Source organism: Okeania sp. SIO3I5 (assembly GCF_010672085.1).
GTDB lineage: Bacteria > Cyanobacteriota > Cyanobacteriia > Cyanobacteriales > Microcoleaceae > Trichodesmium.
In genome coordinates this window covers 25,810-39,940 of sequence record NZ_JAAHHT010000031.1, presented here as the reverse complement: position 1 = coordinate 39,940, position 14,131 = coordinate 25,810, and the positions used below count along the sequence as shown (strand labels likewise).

The 14,131-nt window shown below is 39.1% G+C and carries 10 protein-coding genes and 1 pseudogene; 6 read left to right on the top strand and 5 right to left on the bottom strand.

Translation table 11 applies throughout. The features are described 5' to 3' along the window. Positions 1–17: 17 nt before the first annotated feature. Complete coding sequence (locus F6K40_RS09855; protein WP_293134890.1) at positions 18–788, bottom strand: DUF1350 family protein; 771 nt, start codon at positions 786–788, stop codon at positions 18–20. A gap of 1,102 nt (positions 789–1,890) precedes the next feature. On the opposite strand from F6K40_RS09855, the gene ggt reads away from it, so the two are divergent. The 3 genes and pseudogenes from ggt (at position 1,891) to F6K40_RS09840 (ending at position 4,594) form a co-directional block, all read left to right on the top strand. Beyond that, complete coding sequence (gene ggt / locus F6K40_RS09850; protein WP_293134823.1) at positions 1,891–3,663, top strand: gamma-glutamyltransferase; 1,773 nt, start codon at positions 1,891–1,893, stop codon at positions 3,661–3,663. Positions 3,664–3,667: 4 nt separating this feature from the next. Beyond that, the gene (locus F6K40_RS09845; protein WP_293134821.1) at positions 3,668–3,856 is read left to right on the top strand and encodes a hypothetical protein; all 189 of its coding nucleotides are present in this window, start codon (positions 3,668–3,670) and stop codon (positions 3,854–3,856) included. A 527-nt stretch (positions 3,857–4,383) separates the two neighbouring features. Further along, positions 4,384–4,594: pseudogene (locus F6K40_RS09840) on the top strand (DUF433 domain-containing protein). Positions 4,595–4,655: 61 nt separating this feature from the next. Here F6K40_RS09840 and F6K40_RS09835 read toward each other — a convergent pair. Next, positions 4,656–7,250 carry a putative PEP-binding protein gene (locus tag F6K40_RS09835; protein WP_293134818.1) on the bottom strand — a complete coding sequence of 865 codons (2,595 nt, stop codon included), beginning with the start codon at positions 7,248–7,250 and terminating at the stop codon, positions 4,656–4,658. 940 nt (positions 7,251–8,190) lie between these two features. Between F6K40_RS09835 and F6K40_RS09830 the strand changes: the two genes are divergently transcribed. Beyond that, entirely contained in the window at positions 8,191–8,916 is a 726-nt protein-coding gene (locus tag F6K40_RS09830; RefSeq protein WP_293134815.1) for a ComF family protein, read from the top strand. Positions 8,917–9,696: 780 nt separating this feature from the next. Here the strand turns inward: F6K40_RS09830 and F6K40_RS09825 are convergent. The 3 genes from F6K40_RS09825 to F6K40_RS09815 form a co-directional block, all read right to left on the bottom strand. Further along, on the bottom strand, positions 9,697–9,972 hold the full coding sequence (locus tag F6K40_RS09825; protein ID WP_293134812.1) for a hypothetical protein: 276 nt from the start codon (positions 9,970–9,972) through the stop codon (positions 9,697–9,699). A 16-nt stretch (positions 9,973–9,988) separates the two neighbouring features. Beyond that, complete coding sequence (locus F6K40_RS09820) at positions 9,989–12,232, bottom strand: CHAT domain-containing protein (RefSeq protein WP_293134809.1); 2,244 nt, start codon at positions 12,230–12,232, stop codon at positions 9,989–9,991. Positions 12,233–12,355: 123 nt separating this feature from the next. Then, positions 12,356–13,312: a hypothetical protein gene (locus F6K40_RS09815; RefSeq protein ID WP_293134806.1), complete on the bottom strand. Its 957-nt coding sequence runs from the start codon at positions 13,310–13,312 to the stop codon at positions 12,356–12,358. A gap of 214 nt (positions 13,313–13,526) precedes the next feature. On the opposite strand from F6K40_RS09815, the gene F6K40_RS09810 reads away from it, so the two are divergent. Continuing rightward, positions 13,527–13,784 carry a hypothetical protein gene (locus F6K40_RS09810; protein ID WP_293134804.1) on the top strand — a complete coding sequence of 86 codons (258 nt, stop codon included), beginning with the start codon at positions 13,527–13,529 and terminating at the stop codon, positions 13,782–13,784. Positions 13,785–13,820: 36 nt separating this feature from the next. Continuing rightward, entirely contained in the window at positions 13,821–13,961 is a 141-nt protein-coding gene (locus F6K40_RS09805; protein WP_293134802.1) for a hypothetical protein, read from the top strand. Positions 13,962–14,131: the final 170 nt, after the last annotated feature.

Genomic DNA, 14,131 nt, shown 5'->3' with positions numbered 1-14,131 from the left:
AATTGATCGGGATAAAGTTATGATATTTTTGCTAGAGGATTCAGCCAAAGTAGGATTTCACGTTTAAGTTGATTTAAGTCCCGATAAATCTCTTGTTTCAGCCATTGAGCTAGGGCATCTACAGGTGTATATACTTGTCCTACAGACCAACTTAAATCTTGACCTAAGGGTGTTAAATGGTTTCCGTTTAATTTCTGAACTGTTACCATACTGGGAAAATTTAGTCGTAATATATCGCTCAAACGAAGAGTTTGGTCTAAATTATCATCATTAAATTTAATCAATAAATTCCGTGGAATTCGATAACGCTTTTGAATCAGGCGGTTTGTCATTTGTGGCGAAGGAGTAAACTCTACTTTCACTACAGGAGATATTTGTTCGACTAGGGGGATGGCATCACGAGCTGCAAAGTTATTGAAAGATATAAGAATATTGCCAGCCCTTTTTATGGAAAATAAACTACCGATAAGTAAATGTAACTTAGATCCCATACTATGCCCAATTCCATATATGGGTAAAGATTTTTTTCTGAGCATTCGACTAGCATATAAATTATTAAGACAATTCTCAAAAGTGCTGAGAACATTTTTAGCCATTACTAAATGATCTAAAGTATTAATAAAAGGAGTAGCTATTACTGCATAGCCTTGATTTGCTAGAATCTCCAATAACCAACGATATGTGATATGGGGTGCAGTTGCGACAAATGCTCCACCTAAAAAATGTATGACTGCTTTGGGGTGAGAAGGTATTAATACCCAATTACCAGAATTTTCTTGCCATTCCATCATAATTATTTAAAACTATAAAGGTAAAGGTTTTTTTATTGACAATTACAAAATTTAGTGGTAATCCAAAAGTATTGGACTTTCAATACAGTTTAAAAATTGTTTTGTGTTTAAAAAAAGCTTAAATTAATTAGGGCTTGCTGAAAAAGTCTTATGGGGAAGGGTAGTCCTCAGGAGACTAGAGACTAGAGACAGGAGACAGGAAACAGGAGACAGGAGACAGGATAATTACAGAGGATGTAGTCGGATATTAAAGTCCCTTAATTTTTCTTCTCTTGTCTGGTCAAAATCCTCACATTTTAAGCTATAGTTAGCACTTTGCTTGCACTTTTTTCCCAAACCCACAGGCGAAAGCTTTTATAGATCAATGCTTTTAGATTGAATCAGCAAGCCCTAATTACAAAAATCTAGAACAGTATTCGTTTTTAACTTTCCTGGCGGGAAGTCCCGCGCTCTCCATCCCCCCTAACCCCCCTTGGAAAGGGGGGAGGGGGAGCGTCGGGATGAAAGCCAGGGCCAGGATTCGGATACTTTCATAAGCTAAACGTTCATAGGCCCAAGACACAAGCTAGGAGCATTTTGTTATTATCAATGTCAACACAGGGGGAGGACATCACCTCTGTCATGCGCAGCGGTCAGGGTTTCCCAGACTGAAGAATCCCTATTTTTCCATCCCCCCTAACCCCCCTTTGAAAGGGGGGAATAGAAGGGCAACGTCGGGAGTATGTCAATAAAGTTGTAATAGTCATTAATAAAATTTTAAGACAAATTTGTAATTTTGATAAATTAAATGGTTTATAGGCCAATAATTTATCTCAGAAATATTTGTAATCTATTTTTCAATTTTTTGGGAGTAGGGAGCAGGGAGTAAGGAACAAGGGTTAGTTGAAAAGGCGAGGTTCCATGACCATTTTTTGAATTCAAAATTAAAAATGCAAAATGCAGGCATGAGGAAAAGATAATTTTGAATTAATAATTTTGAATTTTGAATTGTTATCCTGGCGCTTACTTACTCCCAGTAATTATCTGGAATTTTGAATTGATTAATTTTGATAAATTTAAGGAAGTTAAAAATATCAAAGTTAATCTCAGTAGTTGCTAAATGCCTCAGATTCAATTCCCTAAGACTAAAAGCCAAATACTAATATTTAGTTGTGTAGCTGTTTCCCTATTTCTGTTTGGTTGTACTCCCAACTCTCCAAAATCTCTACCTCTAGCAGAATTAAAACGGAGTAAGGAAGGTATAGTAGTTTCTGCTCATCCCCTAGCTAGTGAAGCAGGAAAGTTAATGCTAGAAAAAGGGGGCAATGCCGTAGACGCAGCGGTTGCTACTGCTTTTGCCATTTCAGTAGTAGAAGCATTTTCGGCGGGTATTGGAGGGGGAGGTTTTTTGTTATTGGGAACTCCTCCAGAAAGTTCTGAGACTCAACAGTATAAAATTCGATCGCTAGATTTTCGGGAAAGAGCGCCTAAAGCAGCAACCCGAAATATGTACCTTAATGAACAGGGAGAAGTAGAGAAAAGAGCAAGTTTAGATGGACATTTAGCAGTGGGGGTGCCGGGAACTGTGGCAGGATTGTATACTGTTCACAAATCCTATGGCAAGTTGCCATGGTCAGAATTGCTACAGCCATCTATTCGTTATGCTCGTGATGGGTTTGAGGTGAGCGATCGCTTCGTTTCTAGGTTAGAAAGACGGTTGGAGGTAATTAATAAAAATCCGGCAGCTAGGGATATATTTACTAAGAATGGCCAAGCATATCAACCGGGCGATCTGTTGATTCAAACGGATAAAGCTCAAACTTTAGAAATCATTGCTGAAAATCCTCAAAGCTTTTATACGGGTAAAATTGCTGAAGCGATCGCTACTGATATGGCTAAAGCAGGAGGTCTAATTACTTTAGAAGATTTGAAAGATTATAAACCAATATGGCGTGAACCTATTTGTGGCAAGTTTCGGGAAGCAAAGGTTTGTGCGATGCCACCCCCATCTTCTGGAGGGGTACATCTACTGCAAATATTAAATATTGTGGGAGAGACTAACTTGCAACAGTGGGGGAGGGAAAATCCTGATACTATTCATTTACTGACTGAGGCAATGCGGGTTGCTTATGCCGATCGCTCTAAATATTTGGGAGACCCAGATTTTGTGGAGGTGCCAGTCAAGGAGTTGACTAGCTTGAGTTATGCGCAAAAACGACGTGAGGAAATTAATCTTGAAAAAGTCAGACGTTCGAGTGAAGTAGAACCAGCATCACCGGAAGTTCTGAGGAGTAATGTTTTGGAGTCTCCTGATACTACTCATTTGACTGTAGTGGATAAAGAGCGGAATGTTATTAGTATGACGTATACGATTAATGGTAGTTTTGGTGCTGGAGTGGTAGCTGCTGGTACAGGAATATTGTTAAATAATGAGATGGATGATTTTGCTGCTGCTCCTGGGGTGCCAAATTTGTATGGTTTGGTGGGGGGTGAGGCGAATGCTATAGCTCCGAGAAAAACTCCTTTGTCTAGTATGACTCCTACTATTGTGACAGAGAATGGCAGGTTAATTATGGCGACTGGTTCTCCTGGGGGAAGTACAATTATTACGACGGTTTTGCAGGTTGTCTTGAATGTGTTGGAATATAAAATGAATGCTGCGGAAGCTGTATCTGCTCCACGTTTTCATCATCAATGGTTGCCAGATAAGTTGAGGTTGGAAACAGGGGGGTTTAGTGAGGCAACTGTGAATGAGTTGAAACGGCGCGGACATGATGTGGTAATGCGACGTGGTTGGGGTAATGCAAATATAGTTGTGGTGGATGAGAGTGGGATGTTGGAAGGAGCGGCAGATCCTCGCGGGGAAGGGGAGGCAATAGGGAGTGGAGAGTAGGGGAGTGTGGGGAGTGTGGGGGGTGTGGGAAGTGTGGGAGGTGTGGGAAGTGTGGGAAGGGTGGGAAGGGTGGAAAAATCAAATTTTGTCTGCTCAAAAAGTGAGGATTTTGAGCTTTTTAGACGGAAAAGTTGGTTTTTTTCGACCTAAAAAGGCTAAAACCTTTACCTGTAAATCCTTGCTCAAAAGTTAACATTTTGGGCAAACAAGAGCAAAAAAATTACTCCCTAGCTCCCCAACTCCCCGATTCCCCCACTCTCATACGAGCTGCTTCATTTGATGTTGGGTTGAGGTAACGAAACCCAACCTACTAATACTGTTGTAGTTTTCATTATCCATTATCAATTATCCATTATCCATTATTGAGTTGAGCTGCTTCTAAAATCAAACGTTGTTCAGCACGAGCGATCGCTTTGAAGGAATCACCCTCAAGAAAAAGAGAAACAGGACTTACGCAACTGTACTAATTGTAGTGGGAATATCTAGCATTATCAGGACTTACGCAAGGGCACTAATTATAGTGGGGATATTGGGAATATTGACCAAACAATACGCCATATATAGCGGGGAAGCGTAAGTCCTGATTATTCTGGATATATACACCATATATAGCGGTACTGCGTAAGTCCTGAGAAATTAAAATAGTTAGAAAATCCTTGAATTTGTGTAAAATAAAATTATCCTAATCTGTCAAATAAATATGTCATGTTAGAATAAAATATTATTACTATTGAACCAGGAAAACGCAGTGGTAAACCTTGTATTCGAGGTATGATAATAACTGTTTATGATGTACTTTCTTATCTAGCTGCGGGAATGACTTATGAAGAATTATTAGAAGATTTCCCCTATTTAACACGCGCAGGATATTTTGGCTTGTATAAGCTATGCTGCTGAACGGAAAAAACAAACTTTAATAGTACCAAAATGAAACTTTTATTCGACCATAGTTGATGTTGGGTTTCGTTACCTCAACCCAACCTACTAATACTTTATTCCTGCTTCCCCACTCCACTACGAGCTACTTCTAATATCAAACGTTGTTCGGCACGAGCGATCGCTTGATAAGTCTGTTCAACAGCATTCACATTAACAGAAATGGAAGTAATACCCCACCGAATTAAATCATCTATTATTTCTGGGTATAAAGCAGGAGCATCTCCACAAATAGAACAAGGAATTCCAGCAATTTTAGCCTGAGAAATTAATTGCTGAATTGCTTTCATTACTGCTGGATGACGAGCATTAAAAACATTTTTCATTTCTGCTTTTTCTCGGTCTACACCTAACAATAATTGAGTTAAATCATTAGTGCCAATAGCAATACCTTGTACGCCTGCTTTTACATATTCAGGTAATAAGAATATAACTGATGGTACTTCTGCCATAATCCAAATTTGAAAATGATTTGGTTTATTCTGCCATTTTGTTTCTATTCGACTCCGACAAAATTGAAATTCTTCTACAGAGCGTACAAACGGCAAGATTGAATGAACGTTACTGTAACCTAATTTATGTACTTCAGATAAGATATTTATTTCTAAATCTAGTAAACTCGGTTCTAACATATAACTAAATGTGCCATGTTGTCCTAAGATGGGATGATCAGAATTAGTTTGATGGGAAAAATTTAATTCTTGACCTAGATTTTGAGGATGAATATTTTGACTATACTGATTACCTCGATCGCTAGAAGAATTTAGCGGTAATTGTTCCATTTCTTCAGTTAAAGTTTTTTCTTGATAACTAGAATTAAATAACCCCAAATCAAGGGAACGGTAAAAAACTGGTTTAGGAGCAAAAGCAGCAGCAAATTGAGTTAGACGCTGCACCATTAAATTTATTAATTCTGATTGACGACCTTGTTTTATCCACCATAAAGGATGATGATTTTCTAACAGTTCAATTGCCATTAATTCCGAGCGTAATAATCCTACTCCATCTATAGGTAAACCTTGAGCTTTTTTAATTGAATTAATTTGACTAATATTCACAAATAATTTAGTACCAATGGGAAAGAAGTTTTGAGAATGAAGAGAATTTTCTGTTACTTCTATATCCGGTTTTTTGGGATTATTTGTCTGTTCTTTCACCAGATGTACTTCTCCATTATTGCCATTAACTAATAAATAGTTACCTGTTTCAATTATCTGAGTAGAATTGGTAGCTCCGACAATAGCAGGAATCCCAAGTTCTCTAGCTAAAATTGCAGCATGACTTGTAATACCACCTTGTTCAGAAATAATTCCAGAAGCATTTTTTAGTAATGGCAAATAACTAGAAATAATTGCCGATACAACTAAAATTGCTCCTTCAGGAAATTCTTCTAATTGTGGAGTTAAACCCTGAATAACTACAGCTTTAGCTGTTACTTTTCCTGCTGATGCTGCTATACCTTTAATGATAGGAACATCAATATTTTCAATAGATTCAAACAAAAAACCGGGTTTCTTGCCCTGATTATTGTTTTTCATATCAGGAAATTTTGTGGATAAATCATATTTCTGCGTAAGTCCTATAGATTGTTTTTCTTCTGTTGTCGAACTAGGTAACTTTTCTAAATTTTGATAGTCTTTTGGTAGCTTCTTAAAATCGGTAATTAATAGTTGAGGTTCAGCGTCACTGTCACTTTTAAATAAACTCCATTTAAAACAAAAATTAGTCGGTAAATTCTTTGTTATTTTCTGAGTTAATTCAATTAATAATTGTAGGTGTTTATCTGGTAAAGCAAATTCTTTTTGTACATCTTCTGGCAATAAAAAAGCTTGCAGTGCTGGTAAGGTATCGGGAATAGGCATTTGAGTATGATAAACTTCTTGCCATGTATTGGTATAGCTGACTTTTGTAATAGTTGTATCAAGATTATAAGCTATGATTTTATTACCTAATTTTTTGTCTTGTATAGTGCAATTTTCAGGAGAAATTAGATAAGAGTCGGGGATAATTTGCCCCAGCTCAATAGATATTCCTAAACCATAAGTTACTTGAATTTCCCAACTATCTGCAAAGATTTGAATAGTTCCTGAAGCGATCGCCGACTGTAAAGGTTGTACTAAAACTACTGGTTGAAGTTGTTGAATATCAATTTGGTGGCTATGCCAATAGAATAAACTTTTAGCTTTAAATATTTCTGACCATACTTGTTTAATTCCTTGGAGAAATTCTACCGATATAGCTTCACAAATTATTGGTTCTAATATCCCAAAAGTTTCGAAATTAGGAGAAGCTAAATAAGGCTGAAAAATTAATACTTCAGCATTAAAATTATTAATTGCAGATTCCAAAGATGAGACTAACTCGAATGGTAAGTCAGTATCAAGGATATAATAGTTGATTGATTGAGAAATTTGTTGTAATTGTTGATAGTCATTAATATTAAAATGTAAAGAAGAATGAGGGAAATCAGCTAATAAAGGATCTGACCAATCAATATGTTGCAAAAATTGCCAAAAGCTATTTGCTGGAATGACAAAACCAGGATTAATTGGATAACCTTTATCCATGAGGTTAGCTAAATAAAAAGCTTTTTCTCCCACTGTCTTCCAGTCTGATGATTGAAGTTGATTTAGCCAGTAAAAATTATACACAAAACTATTACTTTTTCAGTTATCAGTTAGTAGTGACACAACGCGCGTTGTGTCACTACATCAGTTATCAGTACCTCTGGTTGAATTGAGAGGCTTGAAATACTGAAATTTACTTTTTTTATTCCCTTAAAAGGGGATGCTTGAGACCTGATTTTTTGGCTTAACTCTTTTTCCGTTATCAGTTATCAGTTCTCATTACCTCTGGCTTAACCTAGAGGGTTGAAATATTGAAGTTTACTTTTTTAATGCCCTAAAAACAGGATGCTTGAGACCTGATTTTTTAGCTTAACTCTTTTTCAGTTATCAGTTATCAGTTCTCATTACCTCTGGCTTAACCTAGAGGGTTGAAATACTGAAATTTACTTTTTTAATGCCCTAAAAACAGGATGCTTGAGACCTGATTTTTTAGCTTAACTCTGATTTTATCACTAAATAGTCTTCTCATGCTATACTAATTTCATAAAATATTGCTAAAGTCATGGAATACAACAAAAAAATAGGTCAATAGCAGTATATAAAAAAGCTGATTTTTTTAAATTTATGTGTGTTATAAAATCTGAGCCTAAAGGCAAGAATAACAGATTTGTCAATAACTACTTTTTTAAATTTAGCTTTAAATAAAAAGCTTATTTTTATCAGATAAAAACAAGTCAATCTTGAAAAAAAATATATTTTAGTAGCCTCCTAATTCAGATTTGAGGTACTGAAAACTGATAAATCATAAGTTTATAAGCAGGCATTAATTATACATCTTATTTACCAAAAAATGAGGTTATTAGCCTTCCCTTTCAAGGGGATGAAAAAAATATTTAATTCAGTATTTCAAGCCTCCGAGTTTAGTCGGAGGTTCACTGATAACTGATAACTGTTAACGCAGTTACGACCTTATGAGGCTAACTGATAACTGAAATGACTCCCTGTTCCCTCTCTAAAAACTGAAATGAAAATTATTAAATTTATCTGGAAAAAAATCCTTAAACCGTTTCTAAATATATTTCTTAAACCTAACTGTCCTCTTTGTCAGCGATCGGCAGACAGAGAGCTTTGTCAATATTGCGAAAAACAAGTTTGGCGCTGTCAATTTCCTAATGGAGGAGAAATATTTCCAGGAGAAATACCCGTATTCATTTGGGGTCAATATAAAGATACTCTCAAACGAGCGATCGCTGCCATGAAATATGAAGATAACCCCCAAATAGCAAGACCTCTGGGATATTGGTTAGCGGATGGGTGGTTAGCTTCCTCTGTAGCAAACCTTGACAAAGTGGTAGTTGTACCCATTCCCATGCACAAAAAAAAGCAGAGGGAACGAGGTTTTAATCAGGCGGAACTATTGGCCAATAGTTTTTGTGAAGCAACAGGTTTGCAGATACGGCGAAATGGTTTGGCAAGGGTGAAGCAAACCCAGGCATTATTTGGTTTGTCTCGTGGGGAGAGGTTGGAAACGGTAAAGGATGCTTTTGTAGTGGGGAAAGATTTGCGTAACCGTCGTCCCCGCGTTTCCGTTTTGTTGGTAGATGATATTTATACAACTGGTGCAACAGTGAATTCTGCCATAGAGGTTTTGCGCAAAGGAGGTATTAGGGTAGTGGGAGTATTGGCGATCGCGACTACAAAAAAACCTCCTGCTAAGAAACCACAGTTAAAAAGAAGTAGGTTGGGTTGATTTGCTCACACGGATTATGCCACAGATATACGGATTAAGAAGTATAACGTAGCAAGATCCCGTTCGGGTAGCGTCCGGTAGGGAACGGTAACCCAACAACAATCTTTCTCCCCTACTCTCCTACTCTCTAATGCACTATTTTAGCTGAAACAGTCCACTACTCACTGAATTCAGAATTTAGAATTCTGAATTCTGAATTCTAAATTATACTCAACCTACTTCTTGCCTGATTATTTGGGTTTGTGTTGGGTTGCGCTGTCGCTTAACCCAACCTACTCATATAGAATCCGGGTAATTAGTTATCGTATTACTGAGGAGTAATGAGTAATGAGTAATGAGTAATGAGTAAGGAGTAAGGAGTAAGGAGTAAGGAGTAATATCAAATCCAGTTGAATACAAGAGTGTATTGTTGGGGGAGATGGTCCGATTGTCCGATTTAATAATGAACATATACTATATAACCGGATTCTATATCACTTCTGATATCATGTCCGGTTGAATAGTTATAAATAAAAATGGAGGAGTCAGGAGGTAGGGACGTTCGCATTTTTGTTATGCAACGTCCGTACAGGAGTCAGGAGGGTTTCTTCCAGTTGTGACTTAACTCTATACACAAACGATGCTACCGGACATGATATGAATTCTGAATTCCAAATTATACTCAACCTACTTCTTGCCTGATTATTTGGGTTTGTGTTGGGTTGCGCTGTCGCTTAACCCAACCTACTCACTTCTAAATTCTGAATTCTAAATTATACTCAACCTACTAGACTGACACAGCTAAAACTGTGCACTCTTATTTTTGTTTCCAGGTGTCTTTTTCTCCCCACCCGGACCACACTTCCCACCCTCCCCACACTTCGCATCTAATGCACCATTTAAGGTGTGTCGGTCCACTACTTCTTGCCTGATTATTTGGGTTCGTGTTTGGTTGCGCTGTCGCTTAACCCAACCTACTTCTCCCACACCTCCCACACCTCCCACACCTCCCACACCTCCCACACCTCCCACACCTCCCACACTTCCCACACTTCCCACACTCCCCACACCTCCCACACCTCCCACACCTTAACTAACCCTGGGAAACAAATGCCGCCCAATAATAGGGATGGTTGAAACGTGGAATTTTCCGGAGTTCAAATTGTGCTTTTCTTAATGCTTCCGGGCTGGTTTCTCCCTGGTTGCGGAATTGATAATATAACTCGCAAAACTCTGCCGTGGAGTCGTCTTGCACTGACCACAATGTACTGACTACACTCCGCGCTCCTGCTGTCAGGAAACCTCCCGCTAATGTTAGTACATCATCGGTGATTTCAGAGAGGGTGAAATTCGTTTCGCAGCAGGAAAGAAAGACTTCTGAAAGTTGAGGAAAACTCTGAATGTATAGGTTCGCTAAGTCTAATGTGCCGTCAGATAGTCGCAACCCAGACTCTAGGGCGTTGCTGAGGTTTGAGCTGGCGTGATGACTAGAGTGGAGAACGTTTACTTGTTGCGCAAGTTTGAGGTAGTTGGCAATGGTGGCTTTTTCTTCTTTTAAGTGGCGCTCTGGGGGAACTTTGTAGAGTTCGGCAAGTTTACGACATTCTTCTGGGGTGAAGTGTAGGTCTCCTGTGGTGTTTTCGACAATGCCGACGGTTTTGGTGGCGATCGCTTCTCGTTGGTGGCAGAAGTCGAGTATTTGGCAACTGGGTACTACTCGGATGCGGAAGCGATCGCTCAGATATTCATTGTTATCTATATATTTAGGTGGGGTTGGTTTGGTGTCCGAGGTATCATCTATACCAGCAATATTTCGGTAGTCGCGGGTTTGTCCGGCAGTTTGGAGAACTGGGGCAGTGGTTTCTGGGTTTTCTGCCACTTTTGGGGAGATGGGAAGGGCGGCGAATGGAATTTGGTGTAGGTTTAGGTGCGGTACAATGATTAACTCTTCGATGTCTTGGAGATGGTTGTCGATGAGTTGCTGGAGTTGGAGACGTTGGGAGAGTTCGGCGAGGGTGGGTTCCATTTGGTTTTGCCATTCTTTCTGGAGTTGGTCGCGTTTTTTGCGAGTTTGTTTGAGGAATTCTTGGCTTATATTAATAGTTTTTTGAGAACCATCGGTTAATGTGACTAAAGCAGCAGTGTTGGTAGTTTCAATGGTTTCGATATCTTCTGGTTTGCAGTTGAGAAGTGGGGCGATGACTATGAATTTGGAGTTTTTGATATTAATGTAGGAGTTGAGCCAGGTTTGCCAAATCCATTTTTGTAGGTTTTTGTAACCTTCCCCTTTGCAGATATAGCAGGCGACTGACCTCTCCCCAGTATTAGGATAGCGCAGGATAAAAATAAAGGTATCTTCATTAGTGCTGTAGAAGTTGAGCAAGGCAGTTTTGCGATCAGGAATTAACCGCTGTATCTTCTGGAAACTCAAAGGAGTGGGTTGGAGTTGTGCCGCTAATTCTGGATTTTCACGACGAATATTTTCCAAAATTTGCTGTTTTGTGGCTCCTAACTGTCTGATTTTTTCTCGTTTAGCTTCGGGGGAGGCGATAGTAGATAAACGTTCTCCCATCATGCCATCAGAAGGGGAGACAAACCGGAGGCCATCAATTTGCTGTTGTAAGTCGAGATACTCTTGAACCTGGGGCGAGATGTCGCCTTTGGAGTGGAGGTCTTTGTTGTGGAAGAGGTCGGCAAGGAAACGGGAACGAGAGCGATCGGCATATTCGAGGGCTTTTTCGTATTGTTCCAACTTGATGTAGCATTGCACAGTTTTATCATAGACACCCAGGTAGTTTTCGAGGATTTGTTTACAGCGATCGTCGGTGAGGGAGGAATTGTGAGTGAGTTCGATAGCTTCAATGGCAGGTTGATAACCTGTAATGGCGAGTTCCCAGTTACCCTGAGTACAGTGGGTTTTGCCTAAGTTGTTTCCGGCTGCGATGCAACTATCGGGCATAGTTTCGGGAGTTGCTATTGTCAGGCTAGCTTGGAAAGCTTGAATAGCTTCTTTAGTCTGACCTAACTCTTGGTGCGCAAGGCCCAAACTGTTGAGGGAATTAGCTTCTCCTTGGCGGTCTTTGATTTCCCTGGCAATGGTTAAATGCTGTTGGTGATATTCAATGGCCCGCTCGTACTGACCTAGGGAGTGGTAGTCGCTGCCCAAGTTGCCCAGAGAAACACTTTCTCCTTGGCGGTCTTTGATTTCCCTAGCAATGGTTAAATACTGTTGGTGATATTCAATAGCCCGCTCGTACTGCCCTAGGAAGTGGTAGGAATTGCCCAAACCACCTAGGGAATTAGCTTCTCCGTGCCATAATCCGTGTATCCGTGGCATAATCTGTGTGAGCTATCCGTGCCATAATCCGTGTATCCGTGGCATAATCTGTGTGAGCTATCCGTGCCATAATCTGTGTGAGCTATCCGTGCCATAATCCGTGTGAGCTACCCTCAACCCAACCTACGCTACCGTAAACTGCTGATAACAACCCTGCCAACTATTGGGGTTATCATCTAACCACTGCGAAAGCTGAGTCAAGCGATCGCTCGTCCAAGCAACAACAGGTTCCTCTCGCCTCGGTTTTAACCAATCCAAATCTAGAACTTCTTTGAGAGCGATCGCCACAAACTCCTGAGTTCCTGGCGTAGTCAACTTCATGCCATCTTGATTTTTCTGATACCAAAAAGACTCCCTTTGTGGCATTAAAATCTTATTATCTGAAAGTTTATATTCGGGAGCAAAAATATAGGAAGGGCACAAAAAACACTGTTGAGTCAAACCCCGATAAAGTAACAACAAATAATCATGTTCTGGTGGTAGTTGAATCGAAATCCAAAGTGGTTCCCCTACAGGCAAAAGTTCAGGTTCAATAACAGGTATTTCCCAGTTTCTCACCTTGGTATTACTCCTGATTTTTATCCAATCTAAACCAGAAGTTTTATGCTTTAAAGGTTCCCAAAATAGGTGATCGAGTTCCCACCGAGGAAACTTATACTTCCACAACCAATCATAAACTTGCTGCCAAATTCCTCTTTGCCCCCGCTTTACATTTATCCAACTTTGACTATCTTGTTTATCGCTTTCAAGTTCAACTTTGTATAGATTAACTATTTCCTCAATAACAGTTTTTTGAGTTTTCTGGATATCGCCTTGAGGAAAATTTCTAGCTGTCATCAAAGTAGCAATATCTTGGCAGTCTCGCTCGTGTTCCGTATTCTCATATCGCCTGCTTCTTTTATTCTCTAAAAAATAGTTTTTCGGGTCCAAACGTAATCCAACAAAACATCTATATTCTTCAGCATCTCCACTTACCTTTTCTAGAAATAGAGAACGACTAAAATCCTCCAAAAATTCTGTCTCTATCATAATCTTTTCCCTCCCAGGAATGTTTAATTGAGATATTCCCATTTTAGCCATTCCCCGCAGGAAAAAACAACAATTTAATTGATTTTGTTATTTAACGTTATTTGCTGCTATTTGAAATTATTTGGGAAAAATTGCCATTATTTCTGCTCTATTTAGCCCCGAATATTTGCCTTTACTCCCAAAGATTTGACATCTATTTATATTTTCAAAATTAATTTCAGTTAGTCACAATAGAATCAAGTAAAATTAAATTCAGGATACAACAATGAAGAAGATTAAAACTCTTGCCAAAAAAATCGCCTTTGTAACTATTATATTAGTCAACTTATTCAGATTAATGTCTGTAGAAAATGGCAATTATAGTCCTCTGATAATTCAACTTATTTTCCAACCCAACATCATCGAAGTAACATTACAAATTGAAATGAAGTCAGGGCAAGACACGGATTTTGCCACGAATACACGGATGGATATAGTCAACAATATCTTGGTTTGTTGGGTTGGGCGATCGCTCTCAAAGTAGATTGGGTTTCGTGACTCAACCCAACACCATCTTGGTTTGTCAACAATATCTTGGTTTGTTGGGTTAGGCGATCGCTCTCAAAGTAGATTGGGTTTCGTGACTCAACCCAACACCATCTTGGTTTGTCAACAATATCTTGGTTTGTTGGGTTGGGCGATCGCTCTCAAAGTAGGTTAGGTTTCGTGACTCAACCCAACACCATCTTGGTTTGTCAACAATATCTTGGTTTGTTGGGTTGCGCTGTCGCTTAACCCAACCTACGTTTTATTCTCTGCCAATGTTACTATCAAAAATAAGTCTTTCTGAAGCACCCCACACTTGCTCATAAATTCCCGCTTTTACATAAC

What these genes read in the sequence shown, in the direction of transcription:
- F6K40_RS09810 (WP_293134804.1), top strand. Translation starts at nt 13,527, where the DNA reads ATGAAGAAGATTAAAACTCTTGCCAAAAAAATCGCCTTTGTAACTATT.
- F6K40_RS09830 (WP_293134815.1), top strand. Translation starts at nt 8,191, where the DNA reads ATGAAAATTATTAAATTTATCTGGAAAAAAATCCTTAAACCGTTTCTA.
- F6K40_RS09820 (WP_293134809.1), bottom strand. Translation starts at nt 12,232, where the DNA reads ATGCCACGGATACACGGATTATGGCACGGAGAAGCTAATTCCCTAGGT.
- ggt (WP_293134823.1), top strand. Translation starts at nt 1,891, where the DNA reads ATGCCTCAGATTCAATTCCCTAAGACTAAAAGCCAAATACTAATATTT.
- F6K40_RS09815 (WP_293134806.1), bottom strand. Translation starts at nt 13,312, where the DNA reads ATGGCTAAAATGGGAATATCTCAATTAAACATTCCTGGGAGGGAAAAG.
- F6K40_RS09855 (WP_293134890.1), bottom strand. Translation starts at nt 788, where the DNA reads ATGGAATGGCAAGAAAATTCTGGTAATTGGGTATTAATACCTTCTCAC.